The 25,398-nt window shown below is 70.8% G+C and carries 19 protein-coding genes, 1 tRNA gene, 1 other RNA gene and 1 pseudogene; 13 read left to right on the forward strand and 9 right to left on the reverse strand.

What is annotated here, in order from left to right:
* Positions 1–2: 2 nt before the first annotated feature.
* The 5 genes from IFY26_RS10990 to IFY26_RS11010 all read left to right on the forward strand — a co-directional run bounded on the left by IFY26_RS10990 (position 3) and on the right by IFY26_RS11010 (position 6,098).
* Positions 3–242, forward strand: coding sequence for an ABC transporter permease family protein (locus tag IFY26_RS10990; RefSeq protein ID WP_232549052.1), 240 nt, complete (start codon positions 3–5; stop codon positions 240–242).
* A gap of 50 nt (positions 243–292) precedes the next feature.
* Positions 293–1,867, forward strand: a complete 1,575-nt coding sequence (locus IFY26_RS10995; RefSeq protein WP_232549053.1) for a DUF3502 domain-containing protein — start codon at positions 293–295, stop codon at positions 1,865–1,867.
* 109 nt (positions 1,868–1,976) lie between these two features.
* Complete coding sequence (locus tag IFY26_RS11000; RefSeq protein ID WP_232549054.1) at positions 1,977–2,579, forward strand: YesL family protein; 603 nt, start codon at positions 1,977–1,979, stop codon at positions 2,577–2,579.
* Positions 2,580–2,593: 14 nt separating this feature from the next.
* The gene (locus IFY26_RS11005) at positions 2,594–4,993 is read left to right on the forward strand and encodes a glycoside hydrolase family 2 TIM barrel-domain containing protein (protein WP_232549055.1); all 2,400 of its coding nucleotides are present in this window, start codon (positions 2,594–2,596) and stop codon (positions 4,991–4,993) included.
* 34 nt (positions 4,994–5,027) lie between these two features.
* Positions 5,028–6,098, forward strand: coding sequence for a LacI family DNA-binding transcriptional regulator (locus IFY26_RS11010; protein ID WP_232549056.1), 1,071 nt, complete (start codon positions 5,028–5,030; stop codon positions 6,096–6,098).
* 20 nt (positions 6,099–6,118) lie between these two features.
* Here IFY26_RS11010 and IFY26_RS11015 read toward each other — a convergent pair.
* Positions 6,119–6,206: transfer RNA gene (locus IFY26_RS11015), tRNA-Ser, on the reverse strand.
* 361 nt (positions 6,207–6,567) lie between these two features.
* Here IFY26_RS11015 and IFY26_RS18240 point away from each other — a divergent pair.
* From IFY26_RS18240 to IFY26_RS11035, 3 genes and pseudogenes are all read left to right on the forward strand, one after another.
* A pseudogene (locus tag IFY26_RS18240) lies at positions 6,568–8,627 on the forward strand (PTS sugar transporter subunit IIA).
* A 4-nt stretch (positions 8,628–8,631) separates the two neighbouring features.
* Positions 8,632–9,678, forward strand: coding sequence for a zinc-dependent dehydrogenase (locus tag IFY26_RS11030; RefSeq protein WP_232549058.1), 1,047 nt, complete (start codon positions 8,632–8,634; stop codon positions 9,676–9,678).
* 497 nt (positions 9,679–10,175) lie between these two features.
* Entirely contained in the window at positions 10,176–11,093 is a 918-nt protein-coding gene (locus tag IFY26_RS11035) for a type IV toxin-antitoxin system AbiEi family antitoxin domain-containing protein (RefSeq protein ID WP_232549059.1), read from the forward strand.
* Between the two features lie 223 nt (positions 11,094–11,316).
* Here IFY26_RS11035 and ptsP read toward each other — a convergent pair whose 3' ends face one another.
* Complete coding sequence (gene ptsP / locus IFY26_RS11040; protein ID WP_232549060.1) at positions 11,317–12,981, reverse strand: phosphoenolpyruvate--protein phosphotransferase; 1,665 nt, start codon at positions 12,979–12,981, stop codon at positions 11,317–11,319.
* A gap of 143 nt (positions 12,982–13,124) precedes the next feature.
* Here ptsP and IFY26_RS11045 point away from each other — a divergent pair, with 143 nt between their 5' ends.
* From IFY26_RS11045 to ffs, 3 genes are all read left to right on the forward strand, one after another.
* A complete protein-coding gene (locus IFY26_RS11045) occupies positions 13,125–13,892 on the forward strand; it encodes a DeoR/GlpR family DNA-binding transcription regulator (RefSeq protein ID WP_232549061.1) in 768 nt (255 codons plus the stop codon).
* 8 nt (positions 13,893–13,900) lie between these two features.
* On the forward strand, positions 13,901–14,755 hold the full coding sequence (locus IFY26_RS11050) for a carbon-nitrogen hydrolase family protein (protein WP_232549062.1): 855 nt from the start codon (positions 13,901–13,903) through the stop codon (positions 14,753–14,755).
* Between the two features lie 60 nt (positions 14,756–14,815).
* Positions 14,816–14,912, forward strand: an RNA gene (gene ffs / locus IFY26_RS11055) — signal recognition particle sRNA small type.
* Between the two features lie 66 nt (positions 14,913–14,978).
* Here ffs and IFY26_RS11060 read toward each other — a convergent pair.
* The 4 genes from IFY26_RS11060 to IFY26_RS11075 are packed head-to-tail and all read right to left on the reverse strand — an operon-like array spanning position 14,979 to position 19,316.
* Entirely contained in the window at positions 14,979–15,911 is a 933-nt protein-coding gene (locus IFY26_RS11060; protein ID WP_232549063.1) for a transketolase family protein, read from the reverse strand.
* Positions 15,908–16,816, reverse strand: a complete 909-nt coding sequence (locus tag IFY26_RS11065) for a transketolase (protein WP_232549064.1) — start codon at positions 16,814–16,816, stop codon at positions 15,908–15,910. The genes IFY26_RS11060 and IFY26_RS11065 overlap by 4 nt, the downstream gene beginning before the upstream one ends.
* Positions 16,813–17,802, reverse strand: coding sequence for a sugar phosphate isomerase/epimerase family protein (locus tag IFY26_RS11070; RefSeq protein ID WP_232549065.1), 990 nt, complete (start codon positions 17,800–17,802; stop codon positions 16,813–16,815). The genes IFY26_RS11065 and IFY26_RS11070 overlap by 4 nt, the downstream gene beginning before the upstream one ends.
* A complete protein-coding gene (locus IFY26_RS11075; RefSeq protein WP_232549066.1) occupies positions 17,799–19,316 on the reverse strand; it encodes an FGGY family carbohydrate kinase in 1,518 nt (505 codons plus the stop codon). The genes IFY26_RS11070 and IFY26_RS11075 overlap by 4 nt, the downstream gene beginning before the upstream one ends.
* 180 nt (positions 19,317–19,496) lie before the next feature.
* Between IFY26_RS11075 and IFY26_RS11080 the strand changes: the two genes are divergently transcribed.
* Positions 19,497–20,492, forward strand: a complete 996-nt coding sequence (locus IFY26_RS11080; protein WP_232549067.1) for a sugar-binding transcriptional regulator — start codon at positions 19,497–19,499, stop codon at positions 20,490–20,492.
* A gap of 32 nt (positions 20,493–20,524) precedes the next feature.
* Here the strand turns inward: IFY26_RS11080 and IFY26_RS11085 are convergent, their stop codons facing one another.
* The 3 genes from IFY26_RS11085 to IFY26_RS11095 form a co-directional block, all read right to left on the reverse strand.
* Positions 20,525–21,076 (reverse strand): hypothetical protein, encoded by a 552-nt coding sequence (locus IFY26_RS11085; protein ID WP_232549068.1) that lies wholly within the window; start codon positions 21,074–21,076, stop codon positions 20,525–20,527.
* A 3-nt stretch (positions 21,077–21,079) separates the two neighbouring features.
* Positions 21,080–21,703, reverse strand: a complete 624-nt coding sequence (locus tag IFY26_RS11090; RefSeq protein WP_232549069.1) for a hypothetical protein — start codon at positions 21,701–21,703, stop codon at positions 21,080–21,082.
* Between the two features lie 115 nt (positions 21,704–21,818).
* A complete protein-coding gene (locus IFY26_RS11095) occupies positions 21,819–22,688 on the reverse strand; it encodes a hypothetical protein (RefSeq protein ID WP_232549070.1) in 870 nt (289 codons plus the stop codon).
* Between the two features lie 300 nt (positions 22,689–22,988).
* On the opposite strand from IFY26_RS11095, the gene IFY26_RS11100 reads away from it, so the two are divergent.
* Positions 22,989–25,391: a DNA polymerase III subunit gamma and tau gene (locus tag IFY26_RS11100; RefSeq protein ID WP_416046573.1), complete on the forward strand. Its 2,403-nt coding sequence runs from the start codon at positions 22,989–22,991 to the stop codon at positions 25,389–25,391.
* Positions 25,392–25,398: the final 7 nt, after the last annotated feature.

Consider the following 25,398-nt stretch of genomic DNA (forward strand, 5'->3'; position numbering starts at 1 on the left):
CGTTGTACCTCGGCTCCACGGTCGAGTTCAAGCCTCTGCAGTACTACCTGTACAACATCATCAACACCGCGAATGCGCTGCGCAGCTCGGTGGCGGGAGCCAACGTCAGTATCTCCGATCTGCCCAGCAACACCCTGAAGATGGCGAGTGCGGTGGTGGCGACCGGCCCCATCGTCCTCCTCTACCCGTTCGTTCAGCGCTACTTCGTCACCGGCCTCACCGTCGGGGCGGTCAAGGGCTGACAACTCCATCCAGAACCGAACATCCGAAACAACGAGGTGAGGGAATACACATGAGAAGGAATTTGTCGGCGAAGGTTGCCGCCGCGGGGCTGGCGCTCGGTCTGAGCGCGCTGGCGTTCGCAGGGTGTGGCACAGCATCCCAGAGCAGTGACGACAACGGCAGCGGTGCTCCCACGGAGATCACCATGCTGGTGTTGGGCAACAAGCCCACGAACGGGCGACTCGAAGCGATGCTCGACGAGCTCAACGGTCACCTGACCGAGGAGGCGAACGCCACACTCGACCTGTTCTACGTCGAGTGGGCGGACTGGCAGACCCAGTACAACGTGCAACTGCTCTCGGGTGACAGCAGCATCGACCTGATCACCACGGCCACCGACTGGCTCTTCGCGTGGGAGAACGCCAAGAAGGGCGCCTTCCTCCCGCTGAGTGAGGAGATGCTGCAGGCCAACGCCCCCAAGACCTGGGAGCAGGTCAACGCAGACGGTGACTGGGAGCTGACCAAGCTCGACGACGGCCAGATCTACTTCATCCCCGAAGACAACTTCACGCAGTACACCAACCACGGCTTCTTCTACCGCGGCGACTGGGCCACGGAGGCCGGCATTCCGAACGGCACCATCACCGAGTTCGAGCAGTTCACCGACTACTTCCGTTGGGTCAAGGAGAACAAGCCCGAGGCGTACCCGTGGGATGTTGCGGGAAGCATCGATGCCGCACTCGCCGGTTACATGCAGGGTCACACGGACTTCCAGACGTTGCAGCAGGTGAGCGCGGGCAACTACTACCCGTACCAAACCACGGCGGCGGATCCCTACACCGTGACGTCGTGGTACATGGAAGGTGATGCCCTCCTTGAGGCTGCTCAGTTGGCCAAGGAGTGGAATGACATCGGGGTGTGGCGTGAAGACGCCCTCAACTACGACGGCGACACCCGGGAAGCCTTCTACGCGGGCCTGTCCGGTGCCGACCAGCACCACACCCAGACCTACCTCACCGGCATCGTGAAGCGCATGGAGGAGTCCCAGCCGGGATCGGACCCGAAGATGTTCTACTGGGGGCAGGAGAACGGCAACGTCTTCAAGGACATCAAGACCCATGGCGCGATGGCGGTCAGCGCCAACTCGGCGCACCCCGAGAAGGCGCTCCAGGTCTACGACATCCTGCGCAATGACGAGGAGGCGTACCGACTCATCAACTTCGGCATCGAGGGCACCGACTACGTGATCACCGACGACGGGAAGCTTGGGTACCCGGAAGGGTACGACCCGTCCACCGACGCGCTGGGCGCCAACTTCTGGGCCGGTCGCATGGACGAGTTCGAGTTCGACAAGACGTCGGACGCCGACAACAAGTGGGAAGTCTTCGCAGAGCTCGACGCGGTCGCGAAGGAGTATCCGTACTCCACGCTCATTGTGAACAAGGACGCCATCGATCCCACGCTGGCAGCGATGGGGGGCGTGCTCGCCGAGTACATTCCCCAGCTCCAGTACGGGAAGTTCAGCGACCCGGCGGCCGCGATCGCGGAGATGCGACAGAAGCTGAATGATGCCGGTTACGAGGCGGCTCGCGAGTCGATCCAAGCGGACATGGACGCGTGGGCGTCCGAACGCGGACTCAAGTGAACCCAGCTGCGCGGGCAGGTGAATCGGTGCGGGTCGGTGGATTCCGGCCCGCACCGGTTCCGGCGAGGGGGTGCGTGTGAGGAACCTCTTGGCCTCCGACTCTGCGCTGATGAGGGTGCTCGACCGGCTCGCCGACGTGATGATCTTGAATCTCGTGTTCGTGGCGACGGCGCTACCGGTCGTCACGCTGGGCCCGGCTCTCACCGCCCTCAACTACACCGCCCTGAAGCTGGCCGACGACGATTGCGACGGCGTCGTCTCGAGCTACCTGCGGTCGTTCCGCCTCAATTTCCGCGAGGGAATTCTGGTGGGGCTGGCGTCCGGCCTGCTCGTGGGCGTGCTGGGCGCCTGGTACATCGTCGTTGAAAACCTCAACATTCCTGAGCTGCCCAGAGTGTTGCTCTGGGTGGTCTTCTACGTGGTGGCCTTTCGGTTCGCCCTCACGCTGTTGTACGTCTTCCCCTATCTGGCTCGCTTCGCCGATCCGCTCCCTGTCGTTCTGAACAACTCCCGACTGATGTCCATCAAACACCTGCCGTCCTCCCTGGGCATGGCCGCCGTCGTGGGGCTACCCCTCGTCATCACGGTCTTCTACCCTCAGCTCGTCGGCTATGGCCTGCTCTGGCTTCTCCTCGGCTTCGCGGGCGTGGCGTACGTCAACGGTGCGCTACTGAATTCCATCTTTCGTACCTATGCCCCCACGGCACCCTGAACGGAGCACGCACCTTGCGTACCTGTGAGATAGAGACCTGGTCGTTCCTGCTGGCCGACGAGCGCGAGGCGTGGCGGAAGAACTTCGACGATTCGACGTGGCGAACAGTGACCGTCCCGCACGACTGGAGTGTTGAGCTGGACTTCGACCCGGCTTGCTCCAGCGGCACCGGCTACCTGCCCGGGGGGACCGCTTGGTACCGCGGCCATGTCTCGCTGAAGTCGCTGGATATGGGTCAAGGCCGACGCCTTCTCCTCGTGTTCCACGGCGTTCAGCGCGACGCTCAGGTGTGGGTCAACGGCTATCACCTCGGGGGGCGTCCGTCCGGCTACGCCGAGTTCGCATTCGATCTCACGGAAGTGTGCGCGTACGCGCCCGACGACGACCTCGTGGTCTGCGTCAGGGTCAACCGTGACGACGAGTCGGATTCGAGGTGGTACAACGGATCCGGGTTGACGCGGCGCGTGGAGCTTGAGGTGCGCGAGCCCGTCGACGTGGCCCCCCACGGCACGTCCTTCACCACGCTGGCCACCGACACGTCGTCCGCCACCGTGCGGATCACGTCGACACTGGGCAACCACACCGACGCTGCGGTCGCGGTGGCCGTGTCCTGGGAGCTCACGTCGCAGGTGTCGGGACGCACGGAATCCTTCCATGACGTGATCGACATTCCCGCGAGAGCGACGCAGGTGGCGTCCGCCTCGGGCCTGGTCGCCGGTCCTGACCTCTGGTCGGACGAGCAACCAGGCCTCTACCGGCTCGTCACGACCCTCGAGCATCCCGAGGGGACGAGCCGTGTGGAGGAGGTCGTCGGCCTGCGGACCGTCGTGTTTGATCCCGATCACGGAGTCCTCGTCAACGGCGAGCGGCGGACGCTCCGAGGAGTGTGCCTCCACGAGGACGCCGGCTGCCTCGGTACTGCGGTGCCTGCCGAGGTCTGGCTCCGCCGCCTGGTGACACTCAAGCAGGCCGGGTGCAACGCCGTTCGGATGGCCCACAATCCCCACGCCCCTGAGATCTACACCTTGTGCGACCAGCTGGGACTGTTCGTCATTGACGAGGCCTTTGATGAATGGGAGAACCCGAAGAACAAGTGGTGGCAGGGCCACAACGTCTATCCACCGCGGCACGGCGGGCCGGCGAAACACTTCCCCGAGTGGCACGAGCGTGACCTCGTGGCCATGGTGCAAGCCCACCGCAACCACCCGTCGATCATCGCGTGGAGCATCGGCAACGAGATCGACTACCCCAATGATCCCTATGCGAGCCCGCTGTTCGCCGAGATGGTCGGCAACAATGACGCCGACAAGCCGGCCAGCGAGCGCGTCTACGATCCCGATCGCCCCGACGTGCGACGGCTCACCACGATCTGCAATCGGCTGGTCGACATCGTCAAGGGCGTCGATGACAGCCGTCCGGTGACTCTCGCCGCCGCCTTCCCCGAGTTGTCGAGCCTCACCGGACTGCTCGACCCGCTGGACGTCATCGGTTACAACTACAAGGAATCGTTGTATCCCGAGCACCAGGCGCGGTTCCCGCTCCAGGCGTTCCTCGGCAGCGAGAATTCCCACGGGTACGAGCAGTGGCAAGCTGTCATCGATCACGACTATGTCGCCGGGCAATTCCTGTGGACCGGTGTCGACTATCTGGGAGAAGCGCGTGGCTGGCCGGTTCACGGGTCACCGGCGGGACTCCTGACCGTCGCGGGCTACCCGAAGGAGCAGTGGCATCTGCGGCGCAGCTGGTGGTCGGGTGAGCCGGTGGCGCACCTGGTGGCACGCCCGGCCGCAGACCCCGGGGATGGCCGCCATGACCTCTGGGCGCGGCCGCCGATCGATGCCTGGCAGGTCGGCGACAGTCTGGAGCTGCTTTGCTTCACCAACGCCGACGAGGTGTGCGTGATGGTCGAGGGGAGAGAAGTGCGGCTCGTGTGGGACCCGTCGCACGGCTGGTGGAGTGCGCGGGTCACGGGCGGGTCGGGGCCGTTCACGGTCCGGGTCCGTCATGGCGACACGGAGACGTGTGAGGTGCTCCACCCGCGGGGAGATGCAATGGGGCTCGTTGCCACGCCCTGGGTGCCGCCGCAGTCATGCGCCGGCATCTCGGCCGCGGACGACCCGGCCATTCACCAAGTGGAGATCATGGCGGTGGACGCCGCCGGCAGGCGCGCATCCGGGGACGTGGTGGTGCGTGCCGTCGTCGAGGGCGGAGAACTGTTGGGCCTGGAGAATGGTGACCTGGCCGATGCGACGGGGTATGCCCGGGCGGAGAGGAGCACCCACGACGGGCGCCTGCTCGCCTATGTGCGCGGTGAGGATGTGGAACTGACTCTGCAGGCCGATGGGTTGTCCGACCTGGCCCTCAGGATGCCGGGCCCATCGATCCCCAAGGCGACGCTGGCCGGGCACGGCTAGGCTGCTCGCCGGCCCCCGTGAAGGGAGACAAACCATGGTCACGATGCAGGACGTCGCCCGACGTGCGGGGGTGTCCGCGATGACGGTCTCGAACGTCGTCAACGAGCGCCATTACGTGCGCGAGGAGACGAGGCGAAAGGTCTCAGCCGCGATCGAGGAACTCGGCTACACGGTCAACACCACCGCACGGAACCTGCGCCAAGGGCGCACCGGCGTGATCGGACTCGCGTTGTCCGAGATCGATCGCCCCTATTTCGGAAGACTGAGCGCCCTGGTCGTTCGGCGGGCCCGCCAACATGGCTACGAGGTCGTGATCGAGATCACCGGCGACCGCCGCGAGGGTGAGATGGCGGCCATCCAACACTCGAGGCTGCGGAGCTACGACGGATTGTTGCTGTACGCGTCCCAACTCAAGGCCGACGACTCGTCCCTGCTTCGCGCCGACTACCCGATTGTGCTCTTCGGTGAACGCACCTACACCACTCCGGTCGACCATGTGGTGGTGGCCAACGCCGAGGGCGGCGCTCTGGCGGCCCGACACCTCTTGGAGCGGGGGTGCTCCCGGCTGGCCATGGTGGGGGGCAGGTGGAGCGACGGCGATGATGCGGACGTGGCCACGGCACGGACGCAGGGTTTCGCCGACGCTCTCCGGGACGCAGGTCAGGTCCTGGATCCCGAAGCCGTGCGGGACACGCCGTACACCTTGCCCGCTTCCCGGGACGCCGTCGGGTCCCTGCTGGCGGTGATGCCGGACGTGGACGGCATCTTCTGCGCCACGGATTGGGTGGCACTCGGCGTCATGCGGGGGCTGGCCGATCACGGCCTGCGCATCCCCGAAGACGTGAAGGTGATCGGATTCGACGATGTTGAGGAGGCGGCTTTTGCTCGCCCGTCACTGAGTTCCATCGCGCCTGATCTGGTTGGGATGGTCGATGCGGCGCTCGGCCTCCTGGTCGAGCGGGTGGCGGGTAGCCGTGGCGCGGATGACTACCGGGAAGTCGTGGGGGGCGTCCAGTTGCGGGCCCGGGAGTCAACAGCCGACGAGCGGGGCCCGGCGATCCGTGCACCCGAGGCGGGCGGGGATCCCCACGCTGGTCGGCGATGACGACCTCATCGGATCAGTCTTGGCGGAGGATACGAGATTCGAACTCGTGAGGGCGTGAACCCAACCCGGTTTCCAACCGAGCGCCATAGGCCTCTAGGCGAATCCTCCGCCGGACAGCGTACCGGACACCCTCGCCCCCTCTCCAATCGGGCCCCGGACGGGTCCCGCAGATGCCGCCGCCCCGAGTTCACCTCGCCCGCCCGCCCGCCAGCCCGCCCCGCCCGCCGCGCCGGGCATTTGGACCCGAGATTCTGGCGCCATGGCACTGATAAGTCGGGTCCAAAACGGACAGCCCGGGCGGCTCTCCCGCATCGACACCGCCGCGGACGGCATACCCACATGAACCCAAAGTCCGATCTGGTGTCATCTCTTGACTCCGTGTCCGGTTGGGCGGCAGGATGCTCCGCGTGGACCGATGGCGTCCACCCCGCATCACATGCAGCCCCCGCTGCCCGACATGGAGGTCGACGTGACACTTCCTGACGCTCGCGCGAACAAGAACCTGGAGGGTCCCGGCGTCCGGGCCCGGGTTCAGCGGTTCGGCGGCTACCTCGCCGGCATGATCATGCCGAACATCGGTGCCTTCATCGCCTGGGGTCTCATCACGGCCCTGTTCATCCCGGCCGGGTGGTGGCCCAACGCCACCCTGGCCAGCCTCGTGGCCCCCATGCTGTACCTGCTGCTGCCGATCCTCATCGGCTACACCGGCGGACGGATGGTGCACGGCCAGCGCGGCGCGGTGGTGGGCAGCATCGCCACCGTCGGCGCCGTCATGGGCGGCATCACGGACTGGGCCTCGATGACCGGGACGCCGATGTTCCTCGGCGCCATGATCATGGGACCGTTGGCCGCCTACCTGCTCCGCCTGTTCGACCGCGCGATCGAGGGCAAGGTGCCCGCCGGCTTCGAGATGCTCATCGACAACTTCTCCCTCGGCATCCTCGGCGGCCTCATGGCCATCGTCGGCCTCCTCGGCGTCGGCCCGGTGCTCGCCGCGCTGATCCTCATCCTCTCCGGGGGCGTCAACGCCCTCGTGGCCGCGAACCTGTTGCCGCTGGCGTCCATCTTCGTCGAACCGGCGAAGGTGCTGTTCCTCAACAACGCGATCAACCACGGCATCTTCACCCCGCTCGCCGCGATCGACGTGCAGCAGCACGGCCGCTCCATCCTCTACATGGTGGAGTCCAACCCCGGCCCGGGCCTCGGCCTGCTGCTGGCGTTCCTCTTCTTCGGGCCGCGGGCGCAGCGCCCGACGGTGCCGGGAGCGATCATCATCCAGTTCTTCGGCGGCATCCACGAGATCTACTTCCCCTACATCCTCATGAAGCCGGTCCTGCTGCTGGCGACGATCGCCGGGTCGATGTCGGGCCTCTTCGTGGCCACCGCGATGAACGCCGGGCTCGCGGCCTCGCCCGCGCCGGGCTCGATCATCGCCTACTTCCTGGTCACGCCCGCCGGCGGGCACCTGGCCATGATCGCCACCGTGCTCACCGCCGCGGTGGTCTCGTTCCTGGTCGCAGCGGCCCTGTTCAAGTTCGGGCGCGGTGCTGACGAGGCGGACGCCGCCGCGGCCGCGGCCGCCCCCTCGGAGAGCCTGCCGGGCGCCGTCGCGGCGGACACGGGCACCGGCGCCTCGGTGGCCGGCTCGGACGTGCGCAAGCTCATCATCGCCTGCGACGCGGGCATGGGCTCCTCGGTGATGGTGGCCTCGACCATGCGCAAGCGCCTGGCCAAGTACGGCGTCGAGGTGGCGCACACCCCGGTCGACCAGATCCCGGCCGACGCCCAGGTCGTCCTCACCCACGAGGGCCTGGCCCCACGGGCGGGCAAGGCGGCGCCGGCGTCCACCGTGGTCGTCCCGTTCAGCTCCTACATGGGTGACCCGGCGTTCGACCGCGTCGAGCAGGCCATCGCCGAGGGACGCGTCCTCACCCCGGCCGGGTTGGCGGACGCCCCCGCCGCGGCCGGGGTCGCCGCCGGTACGCGCGAGGGTGCGACGGCCGCCACGCTCGGCACGGCTGCTGCGGGGGCGGCGTCCGCCGGAGCTGCGGCGCCGGCGTCCGCGCCCCGGAAGAAGCGGCGCAAGAGGCTGGACGCGGGCGTCCTGCCCCGGGAGAACGTGCGGCTCGGGTTGCGCGCGGCGAGCAAGGACGAGGCGATCCGGCTCGCCGGGCAGGTGCTCGTGGACGGCGGGGCCGCGGAGCCCGGCTCGTCGACGGCATGTTTGCGCGCGAGCTGCAGACCTCGACGTTCCTCGGCCAGGGCGTCGCGATCCCGCACGGCACCAACGAGGCGCGCACGCACATCCGGCACGCGGCGCTGGGGTTCCTGCAGTTTCCCGACGGCGTCGATTGGGACGGCAAGACGGCGCACGTCGTCATCCCGATCGCGTCGAACTCCGACGAGCACGTGAGCATCCTGTCGGCGCTCGCGAGCACGTTGGCCGACAAGAGCAACGCCGAGCGGCTGCGCACGGCGACCAGCATCGACGAGGTGCTTGACCTGCTGACCCCCGACGAAGAGGAGTGAACACATGAAAGCACTGAGGTTCCACGCCCCCGGTGACGTGCGCCTGGAGGACATCCCGGAGCCGGTCTGCGGACCGCGGGAGGTGAAGATCCGCGTCCGCAACTGCTCGACCTGCGGCACCGACGTGAAGATCCGCAACAACGGGCACGTCAACATCACCCGCGAGACGACGATGGGCCACGAGGTGGCCGGCGAGGTCGTCGAGGTGGGGCCGGACGCCGCCGGCGGCTTCGCGGTGGGTGACCGCGTGCAGTGCATCGCAGCCGTGCCGTGCGGCGACTGCCACGAGTGCCGCAAGGGCTGGATGGCCGTGTGCGCCAACCAGACCTCGGTGGGCTACCAGTACGACGGTGGTTTCGCCGAGTACATGATCGTGCCCGAGGCGGTGCTGAAGGTGGACGGGCTCAACCGGATCCCCGACGACGTGGGCTTCGACGAGGCGTCCGCCGTGGAGCCGTTCGCGTGCGCGATCAACGCCCAGGAGCAGTTGGGCATCGAGCCGGGGGATTTCGTGGTCGTCTTCGGCGCCGGACCCATCGGGTGCATGCACATCCGCATCGCCCGCGGCGTGCACCAGGCCGGCACCATCGTGCTGGTCGACATCAACGCCGAGCGGCTGGCGATGTCGGCGGCGGCGGTCTCCCCGGACGCGACGATCGACTCCTCGAGCGTGAACGTCGTCGAGGAGGTGATGCGCCTGACGGAGGGTCGCGGCGCCGATGTCATCATCACCGCCACCCCGGCGAACATCACCCAGGAGCAGGCCATCGCCATGGCGGCCCGCAACGGGCGGATCTCGTTCTTCGGCGGCCTGCCGAAGACGAATCCGACGATCGTGTGTGACAGCAACCTGGTGCACTACCGCCAGCTGCACATCCACGGGGCCAACGGGTCCGCGCCCGAGCACCACAAGCGGGCGCTGGGGTACATCTCGAGCGGTCAGATCCCGGTGAAGGACCTCATCACCCGGCACGTCCCGCTCGAGGACGCCCTCGACGCGTTTGACATTGTGGCGGCCGGCGAGGCCATCAAGGTCACTGTCGAGCCCTGACGTCTCTCGGGTCGGTGGACCAGCGGGCGGCCCGGACCGGGCTGCCCGCTGGTGCGTTCGGGCTCCGCCGCGTCCGCAAGGGCGAGGACGAACGGGGCGCTGACGGACAGGGCGGGGGTGCGCGGAACAGGGCGAGGACGATGGGCGCCGACGGACAGGGCGGGGGTGCGCGGAACTGGTGGTGCGCGTGGAGGTTGGTTCACTTCGCTCCCCCGGCGTAGCGACGCTCCTCGCGCATAGCGCTGCTCTTCCCCCTAGGACACCCCGCTCCCCGCCCGCAGCCGTGCTCTCCGTGCAGGAAGAGCGCGGCTACGGGCGGGGAGCGAGGTGAATCGTGGGCCTCGACGGGGCCGGCCACGACCGCAGGCACTCCTGACGCGTCGGCGATCCGTGCGCCGATCTGTCACCGTCCACAGCAGCTGAGGCAGAGCGGGAAGTTGTCCACATCCGTGGGATGAGGGGGTGTGCTGCGGCGTCCGAACTGCTGCCATGGGGCCATGGAACAGTTCGATCTGCGCACCACCGCGGCGTTCCTGGGCGAGGGATGGTCGTCGGCTGAGCTCGCGGGGGCAGTCCGGGCCGAGGAGCTCGACAAGATCCGACGCGGCGTCTACGGGCCCCGAGAACACCGGGACGCCGCCGCACGCCATGCCCTGGAGGCAGCTGCGGCCTGTGTCGTGCGGCACTCCGACAGCGTCGTCAGCCACACCTCCGCAGCCGTGCTGCACGGGCTGCCGGTGCGCCGCGCCGCCTTGGCCGAGGTCGATCTCACCCGGTGGGGGCCGGAACACGGCAAGAAGCAGGCCGGCATCCGGCTGCACCGCACCCGGGTGGAAGAGGACGAGGTCGTCGAGATCGGTGGCGTCCGGGTGACGTCGTTGGAGCGCACCCTCGTCGATCTCGGGCGCGTCGAGCCCTACGAATGGGGGGTCGTGGCTGCGGACGCCGCACTGCGTCGCCAGGCCGATCCGGCCGTGCTCACCGACTACGCGGCGCGGGGCAACCGAGTACCGGGCAACCGCCGACTCCTCGCCGTGCTCGACTTCGCCGACCCCCTCGCGGAGTCGCCCCTGGAGTCCATGAGCCGGGTGTCCCTGGCCCGAACTGACCTCCTCAAACCGGTCCTGCAGCACCAGGTGCTGGACGCGACCGGCACCTGGGTGGCGACCGGCGACTTCGGCTGGCCGCAGTTCTCCCTCATCGGGGAGGCCGACGGCAAGGGCAAGTACGTGGACGACCCGGGCCGAGGTCGGACGGCGGCCGACGTCATCGAGTTGGAGAAGCAGCGCGACCACCTCATTGAGGGCTGCGACTGGTGGGTCATCCACTGGGGCTGGGCCCTGGCGTGCGATCCAGTCGCCCTGGGCGCCCGGTTGCGCCGGGCGTTCCGGTGGCGGGGTTCGATGGTGGCCTGAGTCCGTGCTGGGCGCTGCGGTCCGGGCCCTGTCCGGGGACCTCGCTCCCCGGACGCAGGACGGCTCCTCGCCCATGGTCCTGCTCTTCTCCCAGAGACCCCCAGAGTCACTTGGCTCCCTTGCCGTAGCGGGGCTCTCGTTGCAGGGAGAGCGCCGCCACGGCAAGGGAGCGAAGTGCTTCCGGCGTCCGGTCCACACGCAGTGGGGTCAGGACGCAGTGGGGTCAGCCCAGCAGCTTGGCCGCCAGCTCCTTGGCATCGCGGCTGTTGCGCGCGTCGATGACCTGCGCGGCGGCGTCCTTGCACTGCTCCAGGGTCACCTTGCCGAGCTGGACGCCGACGCCCGGGATGGCGCCGGTCGCCATCGACAGCGACGTGATGCCGAGGCCGATGAGGATGCACGCGAGCAGCGGGTCAGCCGCCGCCTCACCACAGACGCCGACCGGCTTGCCCATCTTCTGGCCCGCCGCCGCCGTGTTGGCGATGAGCCGGAGCACACCCGGCTGCCACGGATCCGTGAGCTGCGCGAGCGCCGAACCCATCCGGTCTGCGGCCATCGTGTACTGGGTGAGGTCGTTGGTGCCGATCGAGAAGAACTCGACCTCCTCGAGGAACTTCTCCGGCAGCATCGCCACGGCCGGAACCTCCACCATGATGCCCGGCTTCAGGTCCCGCTCCCGGCACTTCTGGGCGAACTCGTAGGCCTCGTCGACGGTGGCGATCATCGGCGCCATGACCCACGCCTCGGTCACCCCGTTGTCCTCGGCGGCCTGGGCGATGGCGTCCAGCTGCCGGTCGACCAGGCCGGGGTTCGTCCACCCGAGCCGGATGCCGCGGACGCCGAGGGCCGGGTTCTCCTCCTCGCCGTGATTGGCGAAGGGAACCGGCTTGTCGGAGCCGGCGTCCAACGTGCGCACGACAACCTTCTTGCCACTGAACGCCTCGAACACCTCGCCGTAGATCTTGGCCTGCTCGTTCACCGACGGCTCGGTCTGGGCGGTGAGGAAGCACAGCTCGGTGCGGAACAGCCCGACACCCTCGGCGAGGCTGAGGGACGCCTTGCGCGCGGCGTTGCCGTCCTGCACGTTGGCCAGCAGCTGGACGGCGTGGCCGTCCGACGTCTGCGCCGGGCCGGACCATTGCCGAATCTCCTCGCGCAGCGCCTGGTCCTTGGCCACGAGCGACTCGGCCTCGGCGGCGTCCGGCTCGAGGGTCACCAGGCCGCTCGTGCCGTCGACGAGAATCGGGACGCCCTCGTGCACCTGGCGCAGCGCGGACGCCGCGACGATGCACGGGATGCCGAGCTGACGCGCGATGATGGCCGTGTGGCTCGTCGGCCCGCCGAGGCGGGTGACGAGCGCGCGGACCAACTTCGGGTCGAGGCCCGCGGTGTCGGCGGGGGCGAGGTCGTCCGCGCACAGGATGACCGGCGACGTCGGCTGCGGGACGCCCGGTTCCGGCAGACCCATGAGCTCGGCCACCACGCGGTTGCGGATGTCGCGAAGGTCGGTCGTCCGCTCGGCCATGAGGCCGCCCAGCTTCTCGAACTGCGCCACGAACGTGGCGATGGCCTGGGTGGTGCCGGCCTCGGCCGACGCCCCGCCGTTGATGGCCTTGATCGCCGCGCGATTCCAGCCGCGGTCGGCCGCGAGCTTCGCGGTGGCGCCGAGCACGTTGGACGCCGCCCCCGTGGCCGCGCTCGCGCGATCCTCGAACCGCGAGGAGACGACCGACGACGCGCGCTTGAACCGCTCGACCTCGGCCGGGCGGTCCTCTTCCGTGATCGGAGTGGTGTTGCTGGGCGGTACGGGGGCCGGTCGCGTCCAGGCTGCCGGGGCGTAGGCGTAGCCGGCGACCACGCCGGTCCCGCGCACGGTGGTGGGTTCCATGGTGTTCCTCCGCGATGAGATGGAAGTGGCTCTCTCGGATCATATCGGCCCACCGGGCTTGCCGGGCCCACACAATCTAGGTAGACAAAGTCGAAGGTTCGTGCCCGAACGGTTTGGATCGCAACGAAGGGGTTGGTCGGATCATGTACGCCGAAGAGCGGCAACACGAGATCGTCACGCGCGCCCGCGAGCTGGGGCGGGTGTCGGTGGCGGAACTGGCCACCCGCTTCCACGTCACCCCCGAGACCATCCGGCGCGACCTCTACACCTTGTCGGGCCGCGGGCTGCTCAGCCGCGTCCACGGCGGGGCCGTGCCCGCCGAGAAGCTGCGCCTGGCCGAGGCGCCCGTCGGCGCGCGGGACGCCTCGTCCACCGAGGAGAAGCTCGCCATCGCCCACCGCGCCATCGGGCTCCTGCCGCGGCGCGAGGGGCTGACGGTGCTCCTGGACGCCGGCACCACCACCGCCCGGCTCTGCTCCCTCCTCCCGCCGTGGATCAGCCTGGCCGTCACCAACTCGGTGCCCACGGCGGCGGCGCTCTCCTCCCGCGGTGACCTCGAGGTGGTGCTGCTCGGCGGTGAGGTGCGTGGCATCACGCAGGCGACGGTGGGTGCCGACGCGCTGCACACGCTCGGACGCCTCCGCGTCGACGTCGCCTTCCTGGGCACGAACGGCTTTTCGGTCGACCACGGCTTTTCCACGCCGGATCCGGGCGAGGCCGCGATGAAGCAGGCCATGGTGGCCTCGGCCCGGGAGGTCTACGTGCTCGCCGACTCCAGCAAGCTGGGCGTCGACCACCTCGTGCGCTTCGCGTCCGTCGATGACGTCGACCTGCTGGTCACCGATGGCCACCTGCCCGCCGGGGGAGCCGCCGAGCTGCGGGACGCGGGTCTGCGCATCGAGCTGGCGTGAGGGACGCCGTGACCCTCCGCCTCGCGGTCGCCCAGATCGCCGCGTCCACCGAGCCGGACGCCAACCTGGCGCTCGTGCGCGAGCAGGCTGGCCGGGCCGCCGCCCAGGGGGCGGAGCTGGTGGTGTTCCCCGAGGCCACGATGGCGTCGTTCGCGACGCGCTCCGCCGCCGTCGCCGAGCCGCTGGACGGGCCGTTCGCGACCGGGGTGCGGGCGGTGGCGTCCGAGCTGGGCGTGACGCTGGCCGTGGGCCTGTTAACGCCCGGCCGCCCGAGGGTGGGCGACGACGGGACGCCGCGCGTCCGGGCCCGCAACACCCTGCTGGTGACCGGGCCCGGCGTCGAGGCGTCCTACGACAAGATCCACCTGTTCGATGCCCTGGGGTTCACCGAGTCGCGGCACGTGGAGGCCGGTTCGGACGCGGTGGTCGTGGACGTGGCGGGCGTGCGCATCGGGCTGTCCATCTGCTTCGACGTGCGGTTCCCGGAGCTGTTCAAGCATCTGGCCGGGCGGGGCGCCGAGGTCATCCTGGTGCCCGCCTCGTGGGCCAATGGCCCCGGCAAGGCGAAGCAGTGGGAGGCGCTGGTGCGGGCCCGAGCCCTGGATTCGACGTGCTTCGTCGTGGGCGCGGGTCAGGCCGATCCGATGACGGTGGGGCAGGAGGTGGAGCCGGGTGCGCCCACCGGGGTGGGACACAGCCTCGTTGTGGGGCCGAACGGAGACGTGTTGGCCCGCGCCGACGCCGCGCCGGAGCTGCTGGTCGTCGACCTCGAGCCTGCCGACGTCGCCCGCGCCCGGGAGTCCCTCCCCGTGCTCGCGGGGGCGCGCTTCATGATCAGGCCTCCGCACGCCCCCGAGCCCTGAGGCGTCCGAGACCCTGAGCCCGACGATTGGGGCGGGCCCGCGGCGTCCGGTAGCATGGCCGTCGGGTCCCCGCGCGGTGGTACCTCGCCCAACCCCCCCAGGGCCGGAAGGCAGCAAGGGCAAGTGAGCTCTGTCAGGTGCGCGGGGGCTCTTTCACGTCCTGAGCCGGTCGCGTTTCAGCCGGATGAGCCCCAGCCGGGCCGAGCCCGGCCGGGGCAGCCGGTCACTCCACCAGCGTCGCCGCGGACGCGGCGATGCCCTCGGGATCGAGGCCGAAGTGGTCGAGGATCCAGGCGTCCGAACCGGTCGGCGCGAACGTGTCCGGCAGGCCGAGGCGCACCAGCCGCGCCGGAGCGTGCTCGGTGAGCACCTCGGCCACCGCGCCGCCCAGGCCGCCGGCGGCGAGACCCTCCTCCACCGTGACGAGGCCGCGCGTCTCGCGGGCAGCGGCGACCACCACGTCCACGTCGATCGGCTTGACCGAGCCCATCGACACCACCCGGGCGGCGATTCCCCGCTCGGCCAGCAGGTCGGCCGCGGCGAGCGCGCGGTGCAGCACCGTCCCGTTGGCCAGCAGGGCGACGTCGTCACCCTCGCGCAGCACGGTGGCCTTGCCCGGGGCGAACGCGTAGTCGTCGGGGTGGACGGCCGGCACCTTGGCCCGCGAGATTCGGACGTAGACCGGCCCGTCGTGGCCGACGGCCCAGCGCAGCGCCTGCTCGGTCTCCGCCGGATCGGCGGGCACCAGCACGGTCATGCCGGGCAGCGTGCGCATCCAGGAGACATCCTCGATGGAGTGGTGCGTGGCACCCAGGCCGCCGTAGGCGACGCCGGGGCTCTGCGCCGCGAGCACGACGTGGTGGCCGCTGTAGGCCAGGTCGGCCTTGACCTGCTCCATCGCGCGCGCGGAGAGGAAGCAGCCGGCGGCGGACACGAACGGCACCTTGCCGCCGTTCGCGAGCCCGGCGGCGACGCCCACCATGTTCTGCTCGGCGATGCCGACGTTGACCATCTGGTCGGGCAGCTCCTTGCGGAAGCCGCCGAGCTTCGACGACCCGACGGAGTCGTTGACGACCACGACCACGTCGCGGTCGGTCTGGGCGAGGTCGAGCAGCGTGGCCGCGTAGGTGTCGCGGCAGTCGAACAACTCGGTCACTTCGAGTCCTCCCGTCCGGCCGGGGCGGCCAGTTCGTCGAGCTCGGCCAGGATCGCGTCGATCTCCTCCGGGCTGGGTACGTGGTGGTGCCAGGCGACGTTGTCGGACATGAACGAGATCGGGTGGCCCTTGTGGCTGTGCGCGATCACCAGGGTCGGACGCCCCTCGCTCGGCCCGGCGGCGAACACGTCGAGGATCGCGTCGTGGTCGTGCGCGTCGATCTCGTGGACGGTGAACCCGAACGCCCGGCCCTTGTCGGCCAGCGGCTCGAGGCTCATGGTGTCGGCGACCGCGGCGCCCTGCTGGAGGCGGTTGCGGTCCACGACGGCGGTCAGGTTCTCCAGGCCGAAGTGGGACGCCGCCATCATGGCCTCCCAGTTCGAGCCCTCCTGCATCTCGCCGTCACCCAGCAGCACCACGGTGCGACGCGACGAGCCGTCCATCTGGGCGGCCAGCGCGGAGCCGACGGCGATCGGGAACCCGTGGCCGAGCGGCCCGGTGTTCGCCTCGACGCCCGCCACGTAGCGGCGGTTCGGGTGGCCGTTCAGCTTGGAGCCGGGATCCATGAACGTCATGAGATCCTCCGGCGGGAACCAGCCGCCCAGCGCCATGGCGATGTACAGCGCACCGGCGGTGTGGCCCTTGGACAGGATGAGCCGGTCGCGGTCGGCGGCCAGCGGATCGGCCGGGTCGACGTTCAGCTCGTGCAGCAGCAGCGTCAGCAGGATGTCGGCGATGGAGAAGTCGCCGCCGATGTGGCCGTTGCCGGCGTGGTCGATCATGATCGGGTCGCGGCGCCGCAGCTCGGTGCCGGCGCGCTGCAGGAACGCGACCACCTCCGCGCGGGGGGCGTCCTTGCCGATGCGGCCGAGGACGGGGGTCTCGAACTCCCAGTTGCTCCTCATCGCTCACCCGCCATCGAGCTGAGCAGGGCGTCCTGCACGAGGCGCTGGGCGGTCAGCGCGTCCTGACGGGATTGGGCCTCGGCGAGGCCGTCGTCGTCGAGGGCGTCCAGCGCGCGGTGGATGGCCTTGAGGAACCGGATCGACAGCGCGGCGTTCTCCACGGCGTCCTCCCGGAACGGGAACTGGTCGAGGTTCCACACCCCTTCCCAGCCGTTCTTGCGCAGCACGTGGAAGAACTCGAACACCTCGACGAGGTGCAGCGAGCCGACCATCATGTCGTCGTCCCAGCCGCGGTAGTTGTCGTTGACGTCCATGCCCCACAGCAGCCCGGCGTCGATGAGCATCTGCGCCGACTCCGCGGGCGACTCCCCGCCGAACATGGCGTGGCCGAAATCGAGCAGGACGCCGACGTTGTCGACCCCCATCTGCTGGATGCCCAGAATGGTCTTGGCCGCCGACCCCCAGAACATGTGGGTGCGCGGCTCGCGCGGCTTGTACTCGATGACGAACTTCAGATCCGGGTGGCCGGACGCCAGCTCGCGCATGCCCTCGACCGCGAGGCGGTTCAGCTCGTGGTAGTCGACCTGGAAGGGGTAGTCGAACCCGTCCTGGCCCGGCCAGATCTTGACGTACTTGGCGCCCAGCTCGCGCACGACGTCGGCCGCTTCGTTCATGATCGCCAGGGCGGAGGCGCGCTTGGCCGGGTCGGGGTTGGTGAACGCACCCTTGGCGTGCTCACGCAGGTAGATGTCGGGCGTGATGCCGATCGCCTGGATGCCGTGCTCGGCGAGCTTCGCCTTCACGTCGTCCACCGACACCCCGTCGCTGAAGGGGAAGTTGAGGTCCACCCAGCGGATGTCACCCACCTCGGCGGCCAGGTCGATCTGCTCCAAGGTGCCGCGCGGCGGGCCGTACCCGTCCGTGGCATACCGGTCGACGTACGTGGCAAAGTTCCACAGCCCGGCTCCGAACTCCGGATAGCTCATGTCATCTCTTTCTGTGTGGTGGTGGCAGGGTCGTTGGGTGCGGGGACGCCGGCCCGGGTGAGGGCGTCGCGCCAGCGGGCGCGGGCGGCGCGCCGGTCGTCGGCGCTGAAGTCGTCGGAGGGCTCGACGACACGCGGGGCGAGGGTGGCGTCCGGGACGAGGCGGCTGCCGGCGGCGTCGAACGCGAGCGCGGCGGCTCCGATCGCCGAGATGTCGGCGTGGGAGGAGACCAACAGGGAGCGCCCCAGCAGGTCGGCCTGGATCTGCATGAGCGCGGCGGACGCCGTCGCCCCGCCCCCCGCGTGGAGCTGGCGCTGGGTGGCGTCCGGATCCATGGCCTCGACGACGTCGCACACCTGGTGGGCGACCGATTCGAGCCCGGCCCGGGCGATCTCGGCGCGGGTGGACGCGGCGTCCAGCCCGGTGAGCGTGCCCACCGCGCCGGCCTCCCACCAGGGGGCGCCCAGGCCGTTGAGCGCGGGCACGAACACCGCGCTGCGGCTGCCGGACGCCTCCGCGGCGAGCGCGCTGAAGTCGGCCCCGGGGCGGACGCCGAGGGTGCGGGCCAACCAGTCCATGCCGGCGCCGGCGTAGAGGATGTTGCCCTCCAGCGCCCACAACGGCGCGGGGGCCTGCCAGGCGAGCGTGGTGGCGATGCCATCGAGACGGGCGCCGGGGTCGTCGACGGGCAGCATGATGGACGACCCGGTGCCGTAGGTGGCCTTACCGACGGCCGCACCGGGCTCGAGGGCCCAGTGGCCGAACAGCGCGGCGTGGCTGTCGCCGAGCACGGCCAGGATGGGCGTCCCGTCGGGGAGGCCGGCGAAGTCGCGGGTCGTGCCCCAGGGGCCGGTGGAGGGGCGCACCTCGGGCAGGATCGCGGGGTCGACCCCGAACAGACCGCACAGCTCGGCGTCCCAGGCCAGTCCGGCGACGTTGAGCAACAGGGTGCGCGAGGCGTTGCCGGCCTCGGTGGCGTACGTCGCGCCGCCGGTGAGGCGGTCGAGCAGCCAGGTGTCGACCGTGCCGACGCGGAGGTCGGCGCCGGCATCCGCGTGCTGGGCGAACCAGGCGATCTTGGACGCGGAGAACATCGAGCCCAGCTCGAGGCCGGATCGCTCCCGGACGAGGGCCTCGGTGGCGGGCGTCGCGAGGGCGCGGCAGGCGGCGTCGCCGCGCTGGTCCTGCCACGAGATCATGGGGCCGACGACGTCGCGGGTGCGGGCGTCCCAGGCCACCACCGACTCGCGCTGGTTGGAGATCGCGACGCCGAGGATGTCGACGGTGCCGGCCTCGTCCAGCGCCCGGCGGGCGGCGACCTCGACGCTGTGGGCGAGCTCGGTGGCGTCCTGCTCCACCCAGCCGGGCCGGGGCGAACCGATCCCGACGGGGCAGGACCCCGTGCCCAGCACGCGCCCCGAGGGCGTCACGACGAGCGCCTTGCTGCTGGTGGTCCCCTGGTCAAGCGCGAGGATGGATGGGACGCGCACGATCACCTCTGCATGGATATTCAACACTGAGTATTCTTTAATGCTAGGGGGTGGGTGGGGTGCCGTCAAGGGTTCCTGACCGGGCTCTGCCCGCCCCGCAGCCGCGGCCGAGCGGAGCTCGCCCGGCTGGGTCACGTCGCTCCCCGGCGGGGCGCGTGCCAAGATGGGCACGCTTTCCCCGGGTCGCCGGGGCTGGGAGGTGCGATGGACAGGCCGACACTGGGACGGCGTGCGGGTGCGGCGGTGGGCGTCGACCTGCGCCTCGTCACCAAGGTCGCGTGGATGTACCACGAGGAGGGGCGCAAGCAGACCGAGATCGCCGAGGAGCTCCACATCTCGCAGTCGCGGGTGTCGCGGCTGCTGAAGAGCGCGGTGCAGACCGGCATCGTCCGCACGCTGGTGCAGCCCCCGCCCGGCGTCTTCACCGCGCTGGAGGGCGCGATCGAGAAGACGTTCGGCATCGCGGAGTGCCTGATCGTCGAGGCGCGGGAGAGCGAGCAGGCGATCACCAACGACCTCGGGCTGGCGGCGGCCGACTACCTCATGGCGTCGCTGCTGCCCACCGAGACCATCGGTCTCTCGTCCTGGAGCGCCACCTGGCTGGGTGCCACGCGGCACCTGCGCCCCTTCAAGGAGCCGGTCGCGGATCACGTCGTGCAGCTCGTCGGCGGCGTCGGCAGCCCGGCGGTGCAGACGCAGGCGACCCTGTTGCTCGACCGCCTGGCGCGCGCGACGGGCGCCGAGCCGCTGTTCCTGCAGACGCCGGGCATCGTCGGTGACGGCCGGGCCCGGGAGGTGATCATGGCCGACCCGGCCATCCGCCGGGTGGTCGACGTCTGGGACCAGCTGACCGTTGCCCTGCTGGGCCTCGGCTCCATCGACCCGTCACCGCTGCTGCGCGACAGCGGCAACGTGGTGCCCCGGGCCCTGCTCGACGAGATCCGCGACAAGGGGGGCGTCGGCGACATCTGCGCCCGCTACTTCGACGCCGAGGGCCGGCCCGTGGACGCCGACCTGGACGGCCGCATCGTCGGCATCAGCGAGCAGCAGCTCCGCCGCATCCCCCGGCGCGTGGTGGCGGCCGGTGGGCTCCGCAAGCTGCCGGCGATCCGGGGCGCGCTGCGTGGCCACTGGCTCGACGTGCTCATCACCGACAGCGAGACGGCCGCCCAGCTTATCGAGGACGCCCCGGACGCCTGAGCCGCCGCCCCACACCCGGCCGCGGCGCAGGCTCAGGAGAAGGGGATGCGCGCGTCGGCCGGCCAGTGGGCGCGCAACTGCTCCACCTGCGCCGCGACGCCGGGCCGCTCCTGCAGGAACTGAGCCAGCAGCTCCGGGCCGCGCGCTCGCGTCCGGATGCCGATCAGGGCGCTGACGAGCACGACCAGCCACACCGGCACCAGCACGAGGGCGCCGAGGAGGGCCAGGTCGGCGCCGCCGGTGCCCACCACCACGGCCAGCGCGGCGACCACCAGCACCGCCGACCCCGCGACGAGCAGCCAGGAGCCCCGGTCGGAGTTCAGGCCGCGGCGGCGCGGCCGGACCAGCCCGTTGGGCAGGGTCTCCGGGTGGTAGCGGCGCCGGCTCGCGAGCAGCACCACGAGCAGCAGGACGCCGAACGCGCCGAACACCACGCCCACGGCCCGGATCGGGCCGAGCCCGAGGGCGGCCACCAGCGCGCCGTAGCCCAGCACGAAGACGACCAGCACCCAGGCGCGCAGGTACTCCGCGCGCAGCAGGGCGAGGTGCGCCTGGGCGTTGCCGAGGTACGTCTCCTGCGCCACGGATCAGGCCTGGGGCTCGGCCACGGCCGCCAGCACGTGCGGCCAGACCTCAGCCGCCGTGCCGGTGTGGGTCAGCAGACGACCTCGGGGCATCGACCAGGTGCCGTCGGCGTCGATGGTGAACAAGACGTCGTCGGCGTCCGCACCCTGGCTGCGGCGCACCCGCACCTCCAGCGGACGCTCCATCGCGTCGTTGGCGGCGTAGGCGTCGATGAGGAGCTTGAGCGGCTCGGTCAGGGGGATGTCGGGGCGCAGCGGGGCGACCTCGTGGACGCCGACCGGGCCGAGGGCGATCGTCACGGCGCCGACCGGGGCGGACGCGAGCACGGTCCGGGCCCGTACGTTGGGGCCCTCGACGGCGAAGGCCAGCCAGTCCGTGGCGCGGCCGAGCACGGCGCCCACCACCTGGGCCGGGCCGACGGCGTCCAACCGGTCACCGTCGGTGAGGGTGGCCAGGCCACGCACCAGGAGGGACTGGATGCCGGCGCGGCGCAGGTCGGCGTTCTCGAGATGATCGGCGAGGCCGAGGGCGCGCGCGCTGGTGGCGGCGGGGTCGCCCGGGGTCATGCCGAGGAGCTGGACGAGCTCGGTGTCGGTGACGAAGAAGCGGTCGGGTGCGTCGGTCACGGTGTTCACCTTAAGTGGGAGAGGGAAGGGTCGGGGGCGCAGCTTTGGGCATTTGGACCCGAGGAAATGGCGCCATGGCGCCATTTCCTCGGGTCCAAATGCCCCTGGGGTGGGGTCACCGGAACCAACCCGCGATGCGTTCGGTCACCGGCACGTCGCCGGAGAGGAGTTGGGCTCCGCCCCACAGCAGGCCGGCGCCGGCAACGGCCCAGCCGACCGGGGTGCCCACGGTGAAGAGGAACCCGGCGGCCCCCAGGCCGAGGGAGATGACGTCGTCCGCGGCGCCGAACCCGTCACCGTCCACGATGTTGTCGATCAACGACGCCCCGTCGAGCACCATGCCGACGCCGCCGGCAACGTCGCCCACCGTGTCCAGCACGTCGGACACAGCTCCCAGGCGCGACCCCGTCTCCGCCAGCTCGTCGGCGTGGGCCAGGGCCTGGGGGAGGTCGTCGAGGTCCGTGGCGCCGCTGATGGCGTTGACCAGGCTGACCGACTGCATGAGGTCGCCGGCCCGGCCGTACCACTGCGCGAGCGGATCGAGCACGGCATCGCCCAGGAAGCTGGCCACATCTACCCCGTAGAAGCCCCAGTCGACTGCGGCGTGGTCGAGGATGCCGGTCAGGTCGGCTGGTCCCTCGCCAGGGCCGCCCCGGTCGAGGGGTGCGCCCGGGTCGGACGGCGAACCGTCCCCGCACGAGCCCCCGCCGAGGGTGCCGCCGGAATCGCTGGCCTGCTCCTGCTCGCAGGCCTCGGCCACCAGCGCGCGCCCTGCCTCGGCCAGCAGATCGCCCGCCTCGCCAAGACGCGGTCGGTGGCGCGTGGCCCACTCCGAACGGAAGCGGGTGGCGTCCGACCCCGTCCACGCGGAGCGGGCGAGCGCAGCGCTCAGGTCCACGCCCGTGCGCTCGAACAGCCGCCCGGTGTCGCCGAACTGCTTGCCGAGTGCCCTGAGTTGGGACACGTCGGCTCCGACCATCGTCATGGGGCTCACCTCCTGGGCACCGACGCTAGGGCCCACTCGGCCGGTGCCGCCATGGGGAGGACTCCCCAGGGTGGTGGGGAGGTGCGTGAAAAAACGTCGGTGCCTCCCCGTAAGGTGGCCTGCGTGGTAGATGAACCGCTGGATCTGTTCGAGGGGGACGAGGGGGGCGCCCCCGAGCCCGCGCTCGTGCCCTTCGACCAGGAGGGCCCCGACCTGTTCGGCATGGAGCCCGACGAGCTGATCCTGCCCACCGAGCCGGAAGCGGTCGACGACCCCGAGACCGACGTCGAGTACGACACGATGGACGAGATCCCCATTGAGCCGCCGGACCCCGACGACGGTGAGGACGACGACGATCCGGACGCCGTGCCCGCGATTCCGCACGCGCAGCCGCAGCCCCCGGCAGCGGCACAGCCGCCCACCCCGGCAGCGGCGGAGGCGCCCGCCCCGGCAGCGGCGCAGGCGCCCGCCCCCGTGGCCCCGGCGGCGTCCGAACGGGAGTCCCGCCCCGAGGCGCCGCTGGCGCTGTATCGCCGGTATCGCCCGGACACGTTCGCCGACGTCATCGGCCAGGAGCACGTGACCGCGCCGCTGCAGCGCGCCCTGGAGAACAACCGGGTCAACCACGCCTACCTGTTCAGCGGCCCGCGGGGGTGCGGCAAGACGACGTCGGCCCGCATCCTGGCGCGGTGCCTGAACTGCGTCGAGGGTCCCACCTCGAAGCCGTGCGGGGTGTGCGCAAGTTGCCGGGATCTGGCGCGCGGCGGAGCGGGAAGCATCGACGTGATCGAGATCGACGCGGCCTCCCACGGCGGCGTCGACGAGGCTCGCGACCTGCGCGAGCGGGCCTTCTTCGCCCCGGTCAACAGCCGCTACAAGATCTACATCATCGACGAGGCCCACATGGTCACCAACGCCGGGTTCAACGCCCTGCTGAAGGTGGTCGAGGAGCCGCCGCCCCACGTGAAGTTCATCTTCGCCACCACCGAGCCGGAGAAGGTGATCGGCACCATCCGGTCCCGCACCCACCACTACCCGTTCCGGCTCGTCCCGCCCCGGACGCTCTCGGCCTACCTGGGCGAGGTCTGTGCCACGGAGGGGGTGCGGGTGGAGGACGCCGTCCTGCCCCTGGTGGTTCGCGCGGGAGCCGGCTCGGTGCGTGACTCGCTCAGCGTGCTCGACCAGTTGCTGGGCGGCGCCGGCGAGCAGGGCGTGACGTACGCGCAGGCCACGGCGTTGCTCGGCTTCACGCCCGACAGCCTGCTCGACGAGATCGTGGACGCCTTCGCCGCCGGCGACGCCGAAGGGGTGTTCGCGGCGATCGACCGCGTCATGGAGGTGGGGCAGGATCCGCGCCGGTTCGCGGAGGACCTGCTGCGCCGGTTGCGTGACCTCATCATCGTCGCCGCGGTGCCGGACGCCCTCGCCTCCGGCCTGGTCGACGTCGCCGGCGACCAGGCCGAACGCCTGACCACCCAGGCCGCCGGCATGGGGGCCGGGGAGTTGACGCGGGCCGCCGAGGTGATCGCCCAGGGCCTCACCGACATGCGTGGCACCACCGCCCCACGCCTGCACCTCGAGCTGATGTGCGCTCGCGTCCTGTTGCCGGGGGCCGACGTGGACGCCCGCGGAATTCATGCCCGCCTGGATCGCGTCGAGCGTCGCCTCAACATGGCCGCCGGAACCAGCGCCCAGCGGGTGGAGTCCGCCGCGGTCGAGCCCACCTCGCCGCAGCCGAGCTCGGCGCCCCCCGCGGAGCGGGCAGCGAGCCGGGCCCCCTCGGCCGAGCCGGAACCCACGCCGCCCGCTCCCCGGCCGAGGACCGACGCCCAGCCGGCGCCGGCTCGCCCGATGACCGACGCCCAGCCGGCGTCGGCCCGTCCGACGACCAACGCCCAGCCGGCGCCGGCTCGCCCGGCGGCCGACGCCCAGCCGTCTCGCCCGGCGGCTGAGGACCCGTGGGCGGATCCGAGCGGCCCGTCGGCCGGCTCCGCCGACGGGCCCGCCGCGCAGCCTGCTGCCCGGGCCGACGCACCGCCGGTGTCGGGTACACCCACCGGTGGGGACGGTGAACCCAACCTGGTGCGCGCGGAGGCGGCGGCGTCCGACCCCGGGACGGTCTCGACCGCCGACATCCGCTCCATGTGGCCCCAGGTGCTCGACGCGGTGAAGAACCGGCGGCGGGTGACGTGGATCGTGCTGCGCGAGAACGCGCAGGTGCACGCGTTCGCCGACGACGTCTTGACCCTCAGCATCGACAACCCCGGCGCGCGCGAGAGCCTGGGGCGGGGCGGGAGCATGGACATCGTTCGCGAGGCCGTGCTGGAGGTGCTCGGCATCGCGCCGCGGATCGAGGCGATCGCGGGTGACGCCGAGCCGCCGTCGTCCACGCTCGCCCAGGCGGCCCCACCGCGTCCGGAGCAGCCGACGCCGCGGCAGGCCGAGGCCGAACAGGCCCAGGCGGAGCAGGCCCGGGCGGAGCAGGATCAGGCGGGGCGGGCGAGGGCGGAGCGGGCGCAGCGCGAAGGTGCGGCCCAGGCGCGCCAGAACATCACCGCGATGCAGCCCGGCCCGGTGGCGGAGGACGACGGTGAGGAGACGGCCTCGCGCGACGACGCCGACCTCGACGCCGAACCGCTCGGCAGCGAGGAACTGCTTGCCACCCAGTTGGGCGCCGAGCTGATCGCCGAGGAGACGCCGTGAGGCCATC

Origin of the sequence: Propioniciclava soli (assembly GCF_014858005.1) — a bacterium.
Lineage (GTDB): Bacteria > Actinomycetota > Actinomycetes > Propionibacteriales > Propionibacteriaceae > Propioniciclava > Propioniciclava soli.

What these genes read in the sequence shown, in the direction of transcription:
- IFY26_RS10995 (WP_232549053.1), top strand. Translation starts at nt 293, where the DNA reads ATGAGAAGGAATTTGTCGGCGAAGGTTGCCGCCGCGGGGCTGGCGCTC.
- IFY26_RS11000 (WP_232549054.1), top strand. Translation starts at nt 1,977, where the DNA reads ATGAGGGTGCTCGACCGGCTCGCCGACGTGATGATCTTGAATCTCGTG.
- IFY26_RS11010 (WP_232549056.1), top strand. Translation starts at nt 5,028, where the DNA reads ATGGTCACGATGCAGGACGTCGCCCGACGTGCGGGGGTGTCCGCGATG.
- IFY26_RS11030 (WP_232549058.1), top strand. Translation starts at nt 8,632, where the DNA reads ATGAAAGCACTGAGGTTCCACGCCCCCGGTGACGTGCGCCTGGAGGAC.
- IFY26_RS11035 (WP_232549059.1), top strand. Translation starts at nt 10,176, where the DNA reads ATGGAACAGTTCGATCTGCGCACCACCGCGGCGTTCCTGGGCGAGGGA.
- ptsP (WP_232549060.1), bottom strand. Translation starts at nt 12,981, where the DNA reads ATGGAACCCACCACCGTGCGCGGGACCGGCGTGGTCGCCGGCTACGCC.
- IFY26_RS11045 (WP_232549061.1), top strand. Translation starts at nt 13,125, where the DNA reads ATGTACGCCGAAGAGCGGCAACACGAGATCGTCACGCGCGCCCGCGAG.
- IFY26_RS11065 (WP_232549064.1), bottom strand. Translation starts at nt 16,816, where the DNA reads ATGAGGAGCAACTGGGAGTTCGAGACCCCCGTCCTCGGCCGCATCGGC.
- IFY26_RS11070 (WP_232549065.1), bottom strand. Translation starts at nt 17,802, where the DNA reads ATGAGCTATCCGGAGTTCGGAGCCGGGCTGTGGAACTTTGCCACGTAC.
- IFY26_RS11080 (WP_232549067.1), top strand. Translation starts at nt 19,497, where the DNA reads ATGGACAGGCCGACACTGGGACGGCGTGCGGGTGCGGCGGTGGGCGTC.
- IFY26_RS11095 (WP_232549070.1), bottom strand. Translation starts at nt 22,688, where the DNA reads ATGACGATGGTCGGAGCCGACGTGTCCCAACTCAGGGCACTCGGCAAG.
- IFY26_RS11100 (WP_416046573.1), top strand. Translation starts at nt 22,989, where the DNA reads ATGGACGAGATCCCCATTGAGCCGCCGGACCCCGACGACGGTGAGGAC.